13 protein-coding genes and 1 tRNA gene are annotated in these 16,639 nt (G+C 62.1%); all 14 read left to right on the forward strand.

The window, feature by feature from the left end; all coding sequences use genetic code 11:
• Window positions 1–188, forward strand: a 188-nt coding sequence (locus OZ10_RS13230; RefSeq protein WP_039565340.1) for an EF-Tu C-terminal domain-related protein, incomplete at its 5' end; no start/stop codon positions are given.
• A gap of 106 nt (window positions 189–294) precedes the next feature.
• Window positions 295–370 (forward strand) — tRNA-Trp (locus OZ10_RS13235).
• A 49-nt stretch (window positions 371–419) separates the two neighbouring features.
• Window positions 420–830, forward strand: coding sequence for a preprotein translocase subunit SecE (secE, locus tag OZ10_RS13240; protein ID WP_039415354.1), 411 nt, complete (start codon window positions 420–422; stop codon window positions 828–830).
• Window positions 831–843: 13 nt separating this feature from the next.
• A complete protein-coding gene (gene nusG, locus OZ10_RS13245; protein ID WP_029219215.1) occupies window positions 844–1,401 on the forward strand; it encodes a transcription termination/antitermination protein NusG in 558 nt (185 codons plus the stop codon).
• Between the two features lie 198 nt (window positions 1,402–1,599).
• Entirely contained in the window at window positions 1,600–2,028 is a 429-nt protein-coding gene (rplK, locus tag OZ10_RS13250) for a 50S ribosomal protein L11 (RefSeq protein ID WP_039415357.1), read from the forward strand.
• Between the two features lie 3 nt (window positions 2,029–2,031).
• On the forward strand, window positions 2,032–2,730 hold the full coding sequence (rplA, locus tag OZ10_RS13255) for a 50S ribosomal protein L1 (protein WP_039415360.1): 699 nt from the start codon (window positions 2,032–2,034) through the stop codon (window positions 2,728–2,730).
• A gap of 547 nt (window positions 2,731–3,277) precedes the next feature.
• Window positions 3,278–3,811: a 50S ribosomal protein L10 gene (rplJ, locus tag OZ10_RS13260; protein ID WP_029219217.1), complete on the forward strand. Its 534-nt coding sequence runs from the start codon at window positions 3,278–3,280 to the stop codon at window positions 3,809–3,811.
• Window positions 3,812–3,865: 54 nt separating this feature from the next.
• Window positions 3,866–4,231, forward strand: a complete 366-nt coding sequence (rplL, locus tag OZ10_RS13265) for a 50S ribosomal protein L7/L12 (RefSeq protein WP_039414348.1) — start codon at window positions 3,866–3,868, stop codon at window positions 4,229–4,231.
• A gap of 295 nt (window positions 4,232–4,526) precedes the next feature.
• Entirely contained in the window at window positions 4,527–8,678 is a 4,152-nt protein-coding gene (gene rpoB, locus OZ10_RS13270; protein WP_039414346.1) for a DNA-directed RNA polymerase subunit beta, read from the forward strand.
• Between the two features lie 154 nt (window positions 8,679–8,832).
• Window positions 8,833–13,050, forward strand: coding sequence for a DNA-directed RNA polymerase subunit beta' (rpoC, locus tag OZ10_RS13275; protein ID WP_039414343.1), 4,218 nt, complete (start codon window positions 8,833–8,835; stop codon window positions 13,048–13,050).
• A gap of 220 nt (window positions 13,051–13,270) precedes the next feature.
• Window positions 13,271–13,645: a 30S ribosomal protein S12 gene (gene rpsL / locus OZ10_RS13280; RefSeq protein ID WP_003469157.1), complete on the forward strand. Its 375-nt coding sequence runs from the start codon at window positions 13,271–13,273 to the stop codon at window positions 13,643–13,645.
• Between the two features lie 12 nt (window positions 13,646–13,657).
• On the forward strand, window positions 13,658–14,125 hold the full coding sequence (rpsG, locus tag OZ10_RS13285) for a 30S ribosomal protein S7 (RefSeq protein WP_011260032.1): 468 nt from the start codon (window positions 13,658–13,660) through the stop codon (window positions 14,123–14,125).
• Between the two features lie 137 nt (window positions 14,126–14,262).
• A complete protein-coding gene (gene fusA / locus OZ10_RS13290) occupies window positions 14,263–16,380 on the forward strand; it encodes an elongation factor G (protein WP_039565346.1) in 2,118 nt (705 codons plus the stop codon).
• A gap of 46 nt (window positions 16,381–16,426) precedes the next feature.
• Window positions 16,427–16,639, forward strand: a 213-nt coding sequence (locus OZ10_RS20405; protein ID WP_236726843.1) for a GTP-binding protein, incomplete at its 3' end; no start/stop codon positions are given.

Below are 16,639 nucleotides of genomic sequence, written 5' to 3' on the forward strand. Positions count from 1 at the left end.
TCCGCACCACCGACATCACTGGCGCGTGCCAGCTGCCGGAAGGCGTGGAGATGGTGATGCCGGGCGACAACGTCAAGATGGTCGTGACCCTGATCAACCCGGTCGCGATGGACGAAGGTCTGCGCTTTGCAATCCGTGAAGGTGGCCGCACCGTCGGCGCCGGCGTGGTTGCCAAGGTCATCAAGTAAGCAGTGCCTGCAGTCGGCGACTTCGGTCGCCGATTTGCGCGAATGGCGGGCCGGCTGAACCTCGGTCCGCCTTCGTTGTCTTGGGGTTTGCGGTAAACGAGTACATACGCCAGTAGCTCAATTGGCAGAGCAGCGGTCTCCAAAACCGCAGGTTGGGGGTTCGAGTCCCTCCTGGCGTGCCACTCCTCTTTCCGGCCCAGCGATTCGGGTCAGATCGGTAACTAGAGCCGGATGAATAGCAAAATTGAGCCTTCCAAAAGCGCGTCTGCTGCCAGCGCTGATATCGTGAAATATGTGATCTCTGCGATCCTGGTGGTTGCGGGGCTGTTTGTGTGGTTCTGGTTTTCCGCTCCCGAGCGCGCGACTCAGTTAGGCGCCTGGACGCCGCAGTTGCGCGCGCTGGCAGTCATCGTCGGGTTGGTTGCGGGCGCGTTTGTGTTTCTGGGGACCGGCAAGGGCCGTGAAACCCGTGAATTCATGTCCGAATCCAGGTTTGAGCTGCGTAAGGTGGTCTGGCCGACGCGCCAGGAAGCCATTCGCACCACCTGGGTCGTAATTGTTGTTGTGATCATTCTGAGTTTGCTGTTGGGCGGCTTCGACTTCGTCATCCAGAAGCTCACGCAGTGGTTCCTGGCTCGTTGAGGAGAATCAAGCAGTGAAGCGTTGGTACGTTGTTCACGCCTATTCAGGCTTCGAAAAATCCGTTGCGCAGGCATTGCGCGACCGCATCGTCCGCACCGAGATGGAAGATCGTTTCGGTGAGGTGCTGGTGCCGACCGAAGAAGTCATCGAGATGCGCGCCGGCCAGAAGCGTCGCTCCGAACGCAAGTTCTTCCCCGGCTATGTGCTGGTGCAGATCGAGACACATGAAGAGGCCGGTATTCCGCGCATCGACAACGAAAGCTGGCACCTGGTGAAGGAGACTTCGAAGGTGATGGGCTTCATCGGTGGTACGGCGGACCGTCCTTTACCGATCCGTGACGAAGAGGCGGATGCCATTCTGCAGCGTGTGCAGGACGGTGTTGAAAAGCCCCGCCCGAAGGTGCTGTTCGAACCGGGGCAGATGGTGCGCGTCACCGACGGTCCGTTCAACGACTTCAATGGCGTCGTCGAGGAAGTCAATTACGAGAAGAGCAGGCTGCGCGTTGCCGTGCTCATCTTTGGTCGCTCCACACCGGTCGAGCTCGAGTTCGGGCAGGTCGAGAAGGGTTGACTCTCGGCGGGTGCCGGCTAGGCGCCTGCCTCAGATGCTGTTATAGTGCGCGGCTCGCTGACCTGGCGACCGCCGGGAAATATTGGCTGCCGCAAGGCGGCCATCTGCGTGTAATGACAACGCGAAGCCGGGACGCGTGATTCTCCCGGTCCGATGGGGAGCCTGCCGTGCAGGCGCTAGCACCCGGAGAGCATCGAAATGGCTAAGAAGATAGTTGCGTACATCAAGTTGCAGGTGAAGGCCGGTCAGGCCAATCCTGCGCCGCCGGTCGGCCCTGCACTGGGTCAGCGCGGTCTGAACATCATGGAGTTCTGCAAGGCGTTCAATGCAGCGACCTCCAAGCTGGAACCGGGCCTGCCGACGCCGGTGATCATCACCGCGTATTCGGACCGCACCTTCACCTTCATCACCAAGAGCACCCCGGCCAGCGTGCTGCTCAAGAAGGCTGCAGGCGTTACGTCCGGCTCGAAGCGTCCCAACACTGACAAGGTGGGCAAGGTCACGCGCAAGCAGCTGGAAGAGATCGCCAAGACCAAGGAAGCCGATCTGACGGCAGCCGAGCTCGAAGCGTCGGTTCGCACGATTGCGGGTACTGCCCGCAGCATGGGTTTGACGGTGGAGGGTTAAGACATGGCACAGACCAAGCGCGTTAAGGCCATTGCGGCCGCTGTCGTTCCGGGCAAGACCTATGCCTTCGAAGACGCAATCAAGATCCTGAAGACCGCCACCAAGGCCAAGTTCGTCGAGTCCATCGACGTTGCCGTCCGCCTGGGCGTGGACGCCAAGAAGTCCGACCAGCAGGTGCGCGGTTCCACCGTGCTGCCGGCAGGTACCGGCAAGAGCGTGCGCGTTGCCGTGTTCGCACCGGCCGGTGCCAAGGCTGACGAAGCCCTGGCGGCTGGTGCCGAGGCAGTGGGCATGGACGACCTGGCCGAGAAGATGCAGGCCGGCGACCTGAGCTACGACGTGGTCATTGCCACCCCGGACGCCATGCGCGTCGTCGGTAAGCTGGGCACCCTGCTGGGCCCGCGCGGCCTGATGCCGAACCCGAAGGTCGGCACTGTGTCGGCGAACCCGGGCGAAGCGGTCAAGAACGCCAAGTCGGGCCAGGTGCGCTACCGCACCGACAAGGCCGGCATCATTCACTGCACGATCGGCAAGGCCAGCTTCGATGACGAAGCGCTGAAGTCGAACCTGCAGGCCCTGCTGGCCGATCTGCTGAAGGCCAAGCCGGCGACCTCCAAGGGGACCTACCTGCAGAAGGTGTCGGTCAGCTCGACCATGGGTCCGGGCGTGACGGTCGACCAGTCGAGCCTGTCGCTGAAGTAATCGAATGCGTCAGGCGTCATGCGCCTGACGTGTTTGTGGAGTAGAGCATTGTTTTTCCGGCCCGGGTGACCGTGTGCTGGGAGTCCGTTCCCTCCTTTGGGGTAACGGACATTTTGAAGGCGATCGCCGGCGTGTCCGGCGGTAGCCGTCAAAGACCGCAGGCGCGGTCAGCGCAGGTCGACGACGGGCACGGATGCTCGCACTGGCAGGGAGTCGCCGTCGACGTAGCGGGATCGCTTAATCGGTTCGTTTTCGAACTGGCCGGCGTAGATGGTGTCGCCCTTCTGGAGCTTTCTGGTTTACGCGCGTCTGGGACATCCCGGATCGAGTCCACTCCAGGTCTAGAACGGCCACCAACGGAACATCGGTCGATGTTCCCGGCTTCCAGGATGGAGGCTGCCCTGGACCGCAACCGGCAGGAGCCGCGAGCGGAGTAGTTTGAAGCGGGGATTAGCGATTCGGCACTTGGGATTGGCAACGGCGGCGTGATCGCTGTGACGAATCCCGAATCACCAATCCCGAATCCCGGCTTTAACGGAGGAGTGCAATGGCTCTCAATCTGTCCCAGAAGCAAGACGTAGTCGCCGAGCTGGCAGACATCGCCGCCAAGGCCCACTCCCTGATCGCCGCCGAATACGCTGGCACCACGGTCTCCCAGATGACCGCGATGCGCAAGCAGGCCCGCGAGACCGGCGTGTTCTTGAAAGTCGTCAAGAACACCCTGGCCGTGCGTGCCGTCGAAGGTACCGAATTTGCTGTCGCGTCCGACAAGCTGGTTGGTCCTTTGGTGTATGCGTTTTCGATGGAGGAACCCGGCGCTGCCGGGCGCCTGATCAAGGAATTCGCCAAGAGCAACGAAAAGCTGCAGGCCAAGGTTGTGGCAATTGGCGGGGAACTGTTCCCGGCCAGCCACGTCGACGTGTTGGCCTCGCTGCCGACCCGTGACCAGGCCCTGGCCATGCTGGCTCGCGTGCTGTCCGAACCGGCTGCGATGTTCGCCCGTGCCGTCAAGGCCGTCGGCGACAAGCAGGGTGGTGGCGACGAAGCCGCCGCACCGGCCGCCGAGACTGCCGAAGCTTGATGTCCTAGCGTTTGCTAGAACCCAATCCAGAATCAACTCTTAAAGGTAATCACAATGTCCCTTACCAACGAACAGATCGTCGACGCCATCGCCGAGAAGTCCCTGATGGAAGTGATGGAGCTGGTCAAGGCCATCGAAGAGAAGTTCGGCGTCTCCGCCGCCGCCCCGGTCGCAGCCGCTGCTGCTGGCCCGGCCGCCGTGGTCGAAGAGCAGACCGAGTTCACCGTGGTGCTGACCAGCGCCGGCACCAACAAGGTTGCCGCGATTAAGGCTGTCCGTGGCGTGACCGGCCTGGGTCTGAAGGAAGCCAAGGATCTGACCGAAGCCGGTGGCACGCTGAAGGAAGGCGCCACCAAGGACGAAGCCGAGAAGATCAAGAAGGAACTGACCGAAGCCGGTGCGACGGTCGAAATCAAGTAAGCAACACCTTGCATCGCCAGCGTTTCATGGTGATGCACTGAAGGCTGGGGGCGTAAAGCTCCCGGCCTTTGGCCGTTGATGGAAAGCCGGGATTTGAGAGTCGGCATTCGGGATTCGAAGGCAGCCTTCGCTAATCCCCAATCTCGTCATCCCCAATCCTCGCCTCACCGAGTTGGTAGTTGGAAGTAGCGGGAGAAGGCGTGCTGGTGCCGGCAATACCAGCGACTTCCAACTGACAATTTTGTTATTTCAGGGCCGCCGCGACGTGGCCCCCGCAGCCTAGGGTGAAGACCTCATGACGTCTTATTCGTTCACCGAAAAAAAGCGTATCCGCAAGGACTTCGGCAAGCAGCGCTCGATTCTCGAAGTGCCGTTCCTGCTTGCCATCCAGGTGGATTCCTATCGCGAATTCCTGCAGGAAGACGTGGAGCCGACCAAGCGCAAGGACCTCGGTCTGCATGCCGCTCTGAAGTCGGTGTTCCCGATCTCCAGCTACAGCGGTAACGCTGCGCTCGAGTACGTGGGCTACAAGTTGGGTCAGCCGGTGTTTGACGAGCGTGAATGCCGTCAGCGTGGCATGAGCTATGGCGCGCCGCTGCGCGTGACCGTGCGCCTGGTGATCTACGACCGTGAGTCGTCGACCAAGGCCATCAAGTACGTGAAGGAGCAGGAGGTCTACCTCGGCGAAATTCCGCTGATGACCGGCAACGGTACCTTCATCGTCAATGGCACCGAGCGCGTGATCGTCTCGCAGCTGCACCGCTCGCCGGGCGTGTTCTTCGACCACGACCGTGGCAAGACCCACAGCTCGGGCAAGCTGCTGTACAGCGCCCGCATCATTCCGTACCGCGGCTCCTGGCTGGACTTCGAGTTCGACCCGAAGGATGCGCTGTTCACCCGTATCGACCGTCGCCGCAAGTTGCCGGTGTCGATCCTGCTGCGTGCGCTTGGCTACAGCAACGAAGAGATGCTGGCCGAGTTCTTCGAGATCAACACGTTCCACATCAATCCGGACGAAGGCGTGCAGCTGGAGCTGGTGCCGGAGCGCCTGCGTGGTGAAACGCTGAACTTCGATCTGGCCGATGGCGACAAGGTCATCGTGGAGGCGGGTAAGCGCATCACTGCGCGTCACGTCAAGCAGCTGGAAGCCGCCGGCGTTGCCGCGCTGGCCGTGCCGGACGACTACCTGGTCGGCCGCATCCTGTCGCACGACGTGGTCGATGGTTCCACCGGTGAGCTGCTGGCCAACGCCAATGACGAAATCAGCGAAGACCAGCTGGCGGCGTTCCGCAAGGCCGGCGTCGACGCGGTCGGCACCCTGTGGGTGAACGATCTGGATCGTGGCCCGTACCTGTCCAACACCTTGCGCATCGATCCGACCAAGACGCAGCTGGAAGCGCTGGTGGAAATTTACCGCATGATGCGTCCGGGCGAGCCGCCGACCAAGGAAGCTGCGCAGAACCTGTTCCACAACCTGTTCTTTACCTTCGAGCGCTATGACCTGTCGACGGTCGGTCGCATGAAGTTCAACCGCCGCGTCGGCCGCAAGGACGTGCTGGGCGAATCGGTGCTGTACGACAAGAAGTACTTCGCCGAGCGCAACGACGAAGAATCCAAGCGCCTGGTCGCCGAGCACACCGATACTTCCGACATCCTGGAAGTGATCAAGGTGCTCACCGAAATCCGCAACGGTCGCGGCGTGGTCGATGACATCGATCACCTGGGTAACCGTCGCGTGCGTTCGGTCGGCGAAATGGCCGAGAACGTGTTCCGCGTGGGCTTGGTCCGCGTCGAGCGCGCGGTCAAGGAGCGGTTGTCGATGGCCGAGTCCGAAGGTCTGACCCCGCAGGAACTGATCAACGCCAAGCCGGTGGCTGCCGCGATCAAGGAATTCTTCGGTTCCTCGCAGCTGTCGCAGTTCATGGACCAGAACAACCCGCTGTCGGAAGTGACGCACAAGCGTCGCGTCTCCGCACTGGGCCCGGGCGGCCTGACCCGCGAGCGCGCCGGCTTCGAAGTGCGCGACGTGCATCCGACCCATTACGGCCGCGTCTGCACCATCGAAACGCCGGAAGGCCCGAACATCGGCCTGATCAACTCGCTGGCCGTGTTCGCCCGCACCAACCAGTATGGCTTCCTGGAGACGCCGTACCGTAAGGTGCTGGACGGCAAGGTCTCCGACGATGTCGAGTACCTGTCGGCGATCGAAGAAAACGAGTACGTGATCGCCCAGGCGAACGCGCTGACCGATGCCAAGAACATGCTCACCGAGCAGTTCGTGCCGTGCCGGTTCCAGGGCGAATCGCTGTTGAAGCCGCCGTCCGAAGTGCACTTCATGGACGTCTCGCCGATGCAGACCGTGTCGGTCGCTGCGGCGCTGGTGCCGTTCCTGGAACACGACGACGCCAACCGCGCACTCATGGGCGCCAACATGCAGCGCCAGGCCGTGCCGACGCTGCGTTCGCAGAAGCCGCTGGTTGGTACCGGTATCGAGCGTGCGGTTGCGCGCGACTCGGGCGTGACCGTGAATGCGTTGCGTGGTGGCGTGATCGAGCAGATCGACGCGGCCCGCATCGTGGTCAAGGTCAACGAGGCAGAAATCGGCGGCGGCACCGATGCCGGCGTGGATATCTACAACCTGATCAAGTACACCCGCTCCAACCAGAACACCTGCATCAACCAGCGTCCGCTGGTGAACGTGGGCGACGTGATCGCGCGGGGCGACGTGCTGGCCGACGGCCCGTCCACCGACATCGGTGAACTGGCGCTGGGTCAGAACATGCTGATCGCCTTCATGCCGTGGAACGGCTACAACTTCGAAGACTCCATCCTGCTCTCCGAGCGCGTGGTGGAAGAGGATCGTTACACCACGATCCACATCGAAGAACTGACCTGCGTTGCACGCGACACCAAGCTGGGGCCGGAGGAAATTTCCGCCGACATCCCGAACGTGTCCGAGCAGGCGTTGAACCGTCTGGACGAGAGCGGCGTGGTGTACATCGGTGCAGAAGTGCGCGCCGGCGACATCATGGTCGGCAAGGTCACGCCGAAGGGCGAAAGCCAGCTGACCCCGGAAGAAAAGCTGCTGCGTGCGATCTTCGGCGAGAAGGCGTCCGACGTGAAGGACAGCTCGTTGCGCGTGCCTCCGGGCATGGACGGCACCGTCATCGACGTGCAGGTCTTCACCCGCGACGGCATCGAGAAGGACAAGCGTGCGCGTCAGATCGAAGAGTCCGAAATCAAGCGCGTCAAGAAGGACTTCGACGACCAGTTCCGCATCCTGGAAGCGGCCATCTACGCACGTCTGCGCTCGCAGATCGTGGGTAAGGTCGCCAACGGCGGCACGAACCTGAAGAAGGGCGACAACGTCACCGACGCATATCTGGACGGGCTGAAGAAGTCCGATTGGTTCCAGCTGCGCATGAAGGACGAAGACGCTGCCGACGCCATTGAACGCGCACAGAAGCAGATCCAGGCGCACGAGAAGGAATTCGAAGCACGCTTTGCCGACAAGCGCGGCAAGATCACCCAGGGCGATGACCTCGCACCGGGCGTGCTGAAGATGGTCAAGGTGTTCCTGGCCGTGAAGCGCCGCATCCAGCCGGGCGACAAGATGGCGGGCCGCCACGGCAACAAGGGTGTGGTTTCCAATGTCGTGCCGGTGGAAGACATGCCGTACATGGCGACCGGCGAGCCGGTGGACATCGTGCTCAACCCGCTCGGCGTGCCGTCGCGTATGAACATCGGCCAGATTCTGGAAGTGCATCTGGGCTGGGCGGCCAAGGGCCTGGGTCGCAAGATCCAGCGCATGCTGGAAGCACAGGCGGCGGTGAGCGAGCTGCGCAAGTTCCTCAACGACATCTACAACCACGACGGCGCGATCAGTGCCGAGCGCGTGGACCTGTCGCAGTTCAGCGATGAGGAATTGCTCAACCTGGGCAAGAACCTGATCGACGGCGTGCCGATGGCTACCCCGGTGTTCGATGGCGCCAGCGAAGCCGAGATCAAGCGCATGCTGGAACTGGCCGACCTGCCGCAGAGCGGTCAGACCCAGCTGTACGACGGGCGCACCGGCGAGGCATTCGATCGCAAGACCACGGTTGGCTACATGCACTACCTGAAGTTGAACCACTTGGTCGACGACAAGATGCATGCCCGTTCGACCGGCCCGTACTCGCTCGTGACCCAGCAGCCGCTGGGCGGCAAGGCGCAGTTCGGTGGTCAGCGCTTCGGCGAAATGGAAGTCTGGGCGCTGGAAGCCTACGGCGCGGCCTACACCCTGCAGGAAATGCTGACGGTGAAGTCCGACGACGTGCAGGGCCGCAACCAGATGTACAAGAACATCGTCGATGGTGAGCACGAGATGGTCGCGGGCATGCCGGAATCCTTCAACGTGTTGGTGAAGGAAATCCGCTCGCTGGCGATCAACATGGAACTGGAAGAGTGATGAACCGGGACTCGGGACCCGGGACCGGGGACACGGAAAAGCAGGGGCTTCGCGCTTCTCGTTTTTCCGGGTCCCGGGTCTCGGTTCCCGGTCCCGAGATCACGCGTTTCCCGCCCATCTCAGATACGAAATTCCTCCGACCCGGAGATATCAAATGAAAGACCTGCTCAACCTCTTCAATCAGCAGCGCCAGACGCTGGATTTCGACGCGATCAAGATCGCGCTGGCGTCGCCGGACCTGATCCGTTCGTGGTCCTACGGCGAAGTGAAGAAGCCCGAAACCATCAACTACCGGACCTTCAAGCCCGAGCGTGACGGCCTGTTCTGCGCCGCCATCTTCGGACCGATCAAGGACTATGAGTGCCTGTGCGGCAAGTACAAGCGCATGAAGCACCGCGGCGTGGTCTGCGAAAAGTGCGGCACCGAAGTCACCCTGGCCAAGGTGCGTCGCGAGCGCATGGGCCACATCGACCTGGCCTCGCCGGTCGCGCACATCTGGTTCCTCAAGTCGCTGCCCTCGCGCATCGGCCTGATGCTGGACATGACCCTGCGTGACATCGAGCGCGTGCTGTACTTCGAAGCCTATGTCGTCACCGAGCCGGGCCTGACCCCGCTCGAGCGCCGTCAGCTGCTGACCGAAGAGCAGTACCTGACCGCACGTCAGGAGTACAACGACGACTTCGACGCCGCCATGGGCGCCGAGGCCGTGTATGAGCTGCTGCGCACGATCGACCTGCAGTCGGAAATGACCCGCCTGCGCGAAGAGATCGCCAGCACCGGTTCGGAAACCAAGCTCAAGCGTCTCACCAAGCGCATCAAGCTGATCGAAGCCTTCCTGGAATCGGGCAACCGTCCGGAGTGGATGGTCATGACCGTGCTGCCGGTGCTGCCGCCGGACCTGCGTCCGCTGGTGCCGCTGGATGGTGGCCGCTTCGCGACCTCGGATCTGAACGATCTGTACCGCCGCGTGATCAACCGCAACAACCGTCTGCGTCGCTTGCTCGAGCTCAATGCGCCCGACATCATCGTGCGCAACGAAAAGCGCATGCTGCAGGAATCGGTCGATGCGTTGCTGGACAACGGCCGTCGCGGCCGTGCCATCACCGGCACCAACAAGCGCCCGCTGAAGTCGCTGGCCGACATGATCAAGGGCAAGCAGGGCCGGTTCCGTCAGAACCTGCTCGGCAAGCGCGTGGATTACTCCGGCCGTTCGGTCATCACGGTCGGTCCGTACCTCAAGCTGCACCAGTGCGGCCTGCCGAAGAAGATGGCGCTGGAGCTGTTCAAGCCGTTCGTGTTTGCCAAGCTGCAGCGTCGCGGTCTGGCTACCACCATCAAGGCCGCCAAGAAGCTGGTCGAGCGCGAAGAAGCCGAAGTCTGGGACATCCTGGAAGAGGTCATCCGCGAGCATCCGGTGCTGTTGAATCGTGCGCCGACCCTGCACCGTCTGGGCATCCAGGCATTCGAGCCGGTGTTGATCGAGGGCAAGGCCATCCAGCTGCATCCGTTGGTGTGTACTGCGTTCAACGCCGACTTCGACGGTGACCAGATGGCCGTCCACGTGCCGCTCTCGCTGGAAGCCCAGCTGGAAGCGCGTGCGCTGATGATGTCCACCAACAACATCCTGTCGCCGGCCAACGGCGAGCCGATCATCGTGCCGTCGCAGGACGTGGTGTTGGGCCTGTACTACATGAGCCGTGCCCTCGAGAACAAGAAGGGCGAGGGCATGGTGTTTGCGAACACCAGCGAAGTGAAGCGCGCCTACGACAACCGCGTGGTGGAACTGCACGCCAAGGTCAAGGTCCGCATCACCCAGGTGGACGTGGACGCGGTGGACGGCAAGCGCACCAGCGGCACCTCGATCGTGGATACCACGGTCGGTCGTGCGCTGCTGAGCGAAATCCTGCCCGAAGGCCTGCCGTTCCAGCTGGCCAACACCGAGATGACCAAGAAGAACATCTCGCGTCTGATCAACTCCAGCTACCGTCTGCTGGGCTTGAAGGACACCGTCGTGTTCGCCGACAAGCTGATGTACACCGGCTATGCCTACGCCACCCGTGCAGGCGTGTCGATCGGCATCGACGACATGCTGATCCCGGACGAAAAGAAGGGCATCCTCACCGAGGCAGAAGCCGAAGTGCTGGAAATCCAGGAGCAGTACCAGTCGGGTCTGGTCACCGCCGGCGAGCGCTACAACAAGGTCGTGGACATCTGGTCGCGTACCAGCGAGCGCATCGCCAAGGCGATGATGGACACCATCGGTACTGAAAAGGTCGAAAATGCCAGGGGTGAGACCATCGACCAGAAGTCGATGAACTCGCTGTACATCATGGCCGACTCCGGTGCCCGTGGTAGCCAGGCGCAGATCCGTCAGCTGGCCGGTATGCGCGGCCTGATGGCGCGTCCGGACGGCTCGATCATCGAGACGCCCATCAAGGCGAACTTCCGCGAAGGCCTGAACGTGCAGGAGTACTTCAACTCCACCCACGGCGCGCGTAAGGGTCTGGCCGATACCGCGCTCAAGACCGCGAACTCGGGTTACCTGACCCGTCGTCTGGTCGACGTGGCGCAGGACGTGGTGATTACCGAAGTCGATTGCGGCACCACCGAAGGGCTGATCATGACGCCCATCGTGGAAGGCGGCGATGTGGTGGAGCCGTTGAAGGAGCGCGTGCTGGGTCGTGTGGTGGCCGAGGACGTGTACCTGCCGGGCAACGATGAAGAACCGATCGTCACCCGCAACACGCTGCTCGACGAAGCCTGGGTCGCCAAGCTCGAAGACGCCAGCGTGCAGTCGGTGAAGGTGCGTTCGACCATCAGTTGCGAATCCTCGTTCGGCGTGTGCGCACGTTGCTACGGTCGCGATCTCGCACGCGGTCACCAGGTCAACATCGGTGAAGCGGTCGGCGTCATCGCCGCCCAGTCGATCGGTGAGCCGGGTACCCAGCTGACGATGCGTACCTTCCACATCGGTGGTGCGGCGTCGCGTGCGGCGGCCGTGGACAACATCACGGTCAAGACCACCGGTTCGATCAAGTTCAACAACTTGAAGTCGGTCGAGCATGCCAATGGTTCGCTGGTCGCGGTGTCGCGTTCGGGCGAGCTGTCGGTGCTCGACGGCCACGGTCGCGAACGCGAGCGTTACAAGCTGCCGTACGGCGCCACCATTACTGCCAAGGACGGTGACGCAGTCAAGGCCGGGCAGGGCGTGGCCAACTGGGATCCGCATAACCACCCGATCGTGTCGGAAGTGGCCGGCTTCATCCGCTTCATCGACTTCGTCGACGGCGTCACCGTCATCGAGAAGACTGACGAGCTGACCGGTCTGGCTTCGCGTGAAATCACCGACCCGAAGCGTCGCGGTGCACAGGCCAAGGAACTGCGCCCGATCGTGCGCATCGTCGACGGCAAGGGCAACGACCTGACCATCCCGAACACGGACCTGCCGGCCCAGTACCTGCTGCCGCCGCGCTCCATCGTCAACCTGCAGGACGGCGCTGCCGTCGGCGTGGGCGACGTGGTGGCGAAGATTCCGCAGGAAGCGTCCAAGACCCGCGATATCACCGGTGGTCTGCCGCGCGTTGCCGACTTGTTCGAGGCACGCAAGCCGAAGGATCCGGCGATCCTGGCCGAGCGTTCGGGCATCATCAGCTTCGGTAAGGACACCAAGGGCAAGCAGCGCCTGATCATCAAGGACACCGATGGTTCGGAACACGAAGAGCTGATCCCGAAGTACCGCCAGATCATCGTGTTCGAAGGCGAGCACGTGACCAAGGGCGAAACCGTGGTGGACGGCGAACCGAGCCCGCAGGACATCCTGCGTCTGCTGGGCGTCGAGCCGCTGGCCGCGTACCTGGTCAAGGAAATCCAGGACGTGTATCGCCTGCAGGGCGTGAAGATCAACGACAAGCACATCGAAGTGATCACCCGCCAGATGTTGCGCAAGGTCGAGATCGTGGACCAGGGCAACAGCAAGTTCCTCAACGGCGAGCAGGTCGAGCGCCAGCGCGTCATCGAGGAAAATGCACGTCTGACCACGCGCAACGAGTTGCCGGCCAAGTACGATCCGGTGTTGCTGGGTATCACCAAGGCCTCGCTGGCCACCGAGTCGTTCATCTCGGCGGCGTCGTTCCAGGAGACCACCCGCGTGTTGACCGAGGCGGCCGTTCGCGGTACCCGCGACAACCTGCGCGGTCTGAAGGAAAACGTGATCGTGGGTCGCCTGATTCCGGCCGGTACCGGCCTGGCGTATCACGCCAGCCGTCGCAAGGCGTCGGGTCTGACCGACTCTGAAATGGAAACGCTGTCGGGCAAGCCCGCAGTGGCCGAACCGGTCGCAGCCGTGGCCGACGCTGGCGCGGACGAGGAGTAAGCGCTCCGACGGCGGTCGCAAGGCCGCCGTAAGCCAAGCGAAAAGGAGGGCAGGAGGCCCTCCGTTTTCCGGTCCTGGAAGGACCAGCAGGGTTAGCTTTCCGTGAAGTTGACGGAGTTTTGCCCTGCCAGCTATACTTCTCTGTCTCGGTGGGCCGTTTCACGGCCTGCCTTCGTTTTCATGCAAGGCCGTTTCGGCCTCCAATCAGAAGAATCGACTGATGGCAACGATCAATCAGCTGGTCCGCAAGCCCCGGCAAGCGACCACCTACAAGAGTGCCTCTCCGGCACTGGACAAGTGTCCGCAGCGCCGCGGCGTCTGCACGCGCGTCTACACCACTACCCCGAAAAAGCCGAACTCGGCCCTGCGTAAGGTCGCCAAAGTGCGTCTGACGAACCAGGAAGAGGTCATCAGCTACATCGGTGGTGAAGGCCACAACCTGCAGGAGCACTCCGTGGTCCTGATTCGCGGTGGTCGCGTCAAGGATCTTCCCGGTGTGCGTTATCACACCGTCCGTGGTTCGCTGGACGCCGCCGGCGTCGCAAAGCGCCGTCAAGGTCGTTCCAAGTACGGCGCCAAGCGCCCGAAGAGCTAAGGAAATACTCTAATGTCCCGTAAAGGTTCTACTCCGCAGCGCACCGTCCTGCCTGATCCCAAGCATGGCAGCGAAACCATTGCCCGCTTCATCAACATGGTGATGCAAAGTGGCAAGAAGTCGGTTGCTGAGAAAATTGTCTATGGCGCAATGGACGTCATTGGCGAAAAGAATCCGAATGCCATCGAGCTGGTGCAGAAAGCACTGGACAACGTGGCCCCGGCTGTCGAAGTCAAATCGCGTCGCGTCGGTGGTGCTACCTATCAGGTGCCCGTCGAAGTGCGCTCCTCCCGTCGCATGGCGCTGGCAATGCGCTGGTTGATCGACTCCGCGCGCAAGCGTGGTGAGAACACCATGCCGCGCAAGCTGGCTGCCGAACTGTTGGACGCTGCGGAAAGCCGTGGCGGCGCGATCAAGAAGCGCGAAGAGACCCACCGTATGGCGGAAGCGAACAAGGCGTTCGCACACTACCGCTGGTGACCTCGGGGGCCTTGGTAACGGGGCCCTTCAGCACCATATGAGTGCTGTTTGCGACGCCTCTGGCGTCGCTACCAATCCGAAGGCCGCCGAAAGGCGGCGTTCGGCCATCCGAAATCCAAGAAATTGAGAGGCTCCCCGTGGCCCGCACCACCCCTATCGAGCGTTACCGCAACTTCGGCATCATGGCCCACATCGATGCCGGCAAAACCACCACCTCCGAACGCATCCTGTTCTACACCGGTGTGAGTCACAAGATCGGCGAAGTCCATGACGGCGCGGCAGTGATGGACTGGATGGAGCAGGAGCAGGAGCGTGGTATCACCATCACCTCCGCAGCAACCACTGCGTTCTGGTCGGGCATGGACAAGTCCATGCAGCAGCATCGCTTCAACATCATCGACACCCCCGGGCACGTCGACTTCACCATCGAAGTGGAGCGCTCCTTGCGCGTGCTCGACGGTGCGGTGTTCGTGCTGTGTGCGGTCGGTGGCGTGCAGCCGCAGTCCGAGACCGTGTGGCGTCAGGCCAACAAGTATTCCGTGCCGCGCATGGCCTTCGTCAACAAGATGGACCGTACCGGTGCCAACTTCGACAAGGTCGTGGAGCAGCTGAAGGCCCGTCTGGGTGCATACGCTGTGCCGATGCAGGTGCCGATTGGCGCCGAAGACGGCTTTGAAGGCGTGGTCGACCTGCTCAAGATGAAGGCGATCCACTGGGATTCCGCATCGCAGGGCACCACCTTCGAGTACCGCGACATCCCGGCCGATCTGGTCGACGTGGCGACCGAGGCGCGTTCGTTCATGATCGAGGCGGCTGCAGAAGCCAGCGAAGATCTGATGGACAAGTACCTCAACGAAGGCGATCTGACCGAAGAAGAGATCCTGCAGGGTCTGCGCGAGCGCACCCTGAAGGTCGAGATCGTGCCGGTGTTCTGCGGTTCGGCGTTCAAGAACAAGGGCGTGCAGGCGATGCTCGACGGCGTCGTGCACCTGCTGCCGTCGCCGGCCGACCGTCCGCCAGTGCAGGGCATCGACGAGGACGAGAAGGAAGACACGCGCGCTGCGAGCGATACCGCGCCGTTCTCGGCGTTGGCGTTCAAGATCATGACCGACCCGTTCGTGGGCTCGCTCACGTTCTTCCGCGTCTACTCGGGCACGCTGAATTCCGGCGACCAGGTCTATAACCCGGTCAAGTCGAAGAAGGAGCGTGTGGGCCGCATCCTGCAGATGCACTCCAACAATCGCGAAGAGATCAAGGAAGTGCGCGCTGGCGACATCGCCGCTGCCGTGGGTCTGAAGGACGTCACCACCGGCGACACCCTGTGTGCGCAGGACAAGATCATCACCCTGGAGCGCATGGTGTTCCCGGAGCCGGTGATTTCGATGGCGGTCGAGCCGAAGACCAAGTCGGACCAGGAAAAGATGGGTATGGCCCTGGGCCGTCTGGCGCAGGAAGATCCTTCGTTCCGCGTCAAGACCGACGAAGAATCCGGCCAGACCATCATCTCGGGCATGGGCGAGTTGCACCTGGACATCATCGTCGACCGTATGCGTCGCGAGTTCAATGTCGAGGCCAACGTCGGCAAGCCGCAGGTGGCCTACCGCGAGACGATCCGCAAGTCCGACGTCAAGTCCGACTACAAGCACGCCAAGCAGTCCGGTGGTAAGGGTCAGTACGGTCACGTGGTGATCGAGCTGTCGCCGATGACCGAGGAAGATCGCAAGAGCGACAACGTCAAGGACGATTTCCTCTTCATCAACGACATCACCGGCGGCATCATTCCGAAGGAATTCATCCCCTCGGTCGAAAAGGGTCTGCGCGAAACAATCACCAGCGGCCCGATCGCCGGCTTCCCGGTGGTGGGCGTGAAGGTCAAGCTGGTGTTCGGCTCGTACCACGACGTCGACTCCTCGGAAATGGCGTTCAAGCTGGCCGCGTCGATGGCGTTCAAGCAGGGCTTTGCGAAAGCCAGCCCGGTGTTGCTGGAGCCGATCATGAAGGTCGAGATCGTCAGCCCGGAGGATTACCTGGGTGACGTGATGGGCGACGTGAGCCGCCGTCGTGGCGTGTTGCAGGGTCAGGACGACAGCCCGTCGGGCAAGATCATCAACGCGATGATTCCGCTGGGTGAAATGTTCGGCTACGCGACCTCGCTGCGCTCCATGAGCCAGGGGCGTGCGACGTTCTCGATGGAATTCGACCACTACGAAGAGGCACCGGCCAACATCGCCGACGCCGTCACCAAGAAGGGCTGAGTTCGCTCAGCCGCTTCAAAAATTTTTCAATTAGAGGTAGCAAGTCATGGCAAAAGCTAAATTCGAGCGCACCAAGCCGCACGTGAACGTCGGCACCATCGGTCACGTCGACCATGGCAAGACCACGTTGACCGCCGCACTGACCAAGATCGGTGCAGAGCGTTTCGGTGGCGAGTTCAAGGCGTATGACGCGATCGACGCAGCGCCGGAAGAAAAGGCGCGCGGCATCACGATTTCGACCGCGCACGTCGAATACGAA

This window comes from Xanthomonas cannabis pv. cannabis, assembly GCF_000802365.1.
In the GTDB taxonomy this organism is placed as follows: Bacteria; Pseudomonadota; Gammaproteobacteria; order Xanthomonadales; family Xanthomonadaceae; genus Xanthomonas; species Xanthomonas cannabis.

Excerpts from the sequence above, each read along its gene's own strand:
- secE (WP_039415354.1), top strand. The coding sequence starts at position 420 with ATGAATAGCAAAATTGAGCCTTCCAAAAGCGCGTCTGCTGCCAGCGCT.
- rplK (WP_039415357.1), top strand. The coding sequence starts at position 1,600 with ATGGCTAAGAAGATAGTTGCGTACATCAAGTTGCAGGTGAAGGCCGGT.
- rplA (WP_039415360.1), top strand. The coding sequence starts at position 2,032 with ATGGCACAGACCAAGCGCGTTAAGGCCATTGCGGCCGCTGTCGTTCCG.
- rplJ (WP_029219217.1), top strand. The coding sequence starts at position 3,278 with ATGGCTCTCAATCTGTCCCAGAAGCAAGACGTAGTCGCCGAGCTGGCA.
- rplL (WP_039414348.1), top strand. The coding sequence starts at position 3,866 with ATGTCCCTTACCAACGAACAGATCGTCGACGCCATCGCCGAGAAGTCC.
- rpoB (WP_039414346.1), top strand. The coding sequence starts at position 4,527 with ATGACGTCTTATTCGTTCACCGAAAAAAAGCGTATCCGCAAGGACTTC.
- rpoC (WP_039414343.1), top strand. The coding sequence starts at position 8,833 with ATGAAAGACCTGCTCAACCTCTTCAATCAGCAGCGCCAGACGCTGGAT.
- rpsL (WP_003469157.1), top strand. The coding sequence starts at position 13,271 with ATGGCAACGATCAATCAGCTGGTCCGCAAGCCCCGGCAAGCGACCACC.
- rpsG (WP_011260032.1), top strand. The coding sequence starts at position 13,658 with ATGTCCCGTAAAGGTTCTACTCCGCAGCGCACCGTCCTGCCTGATCCC.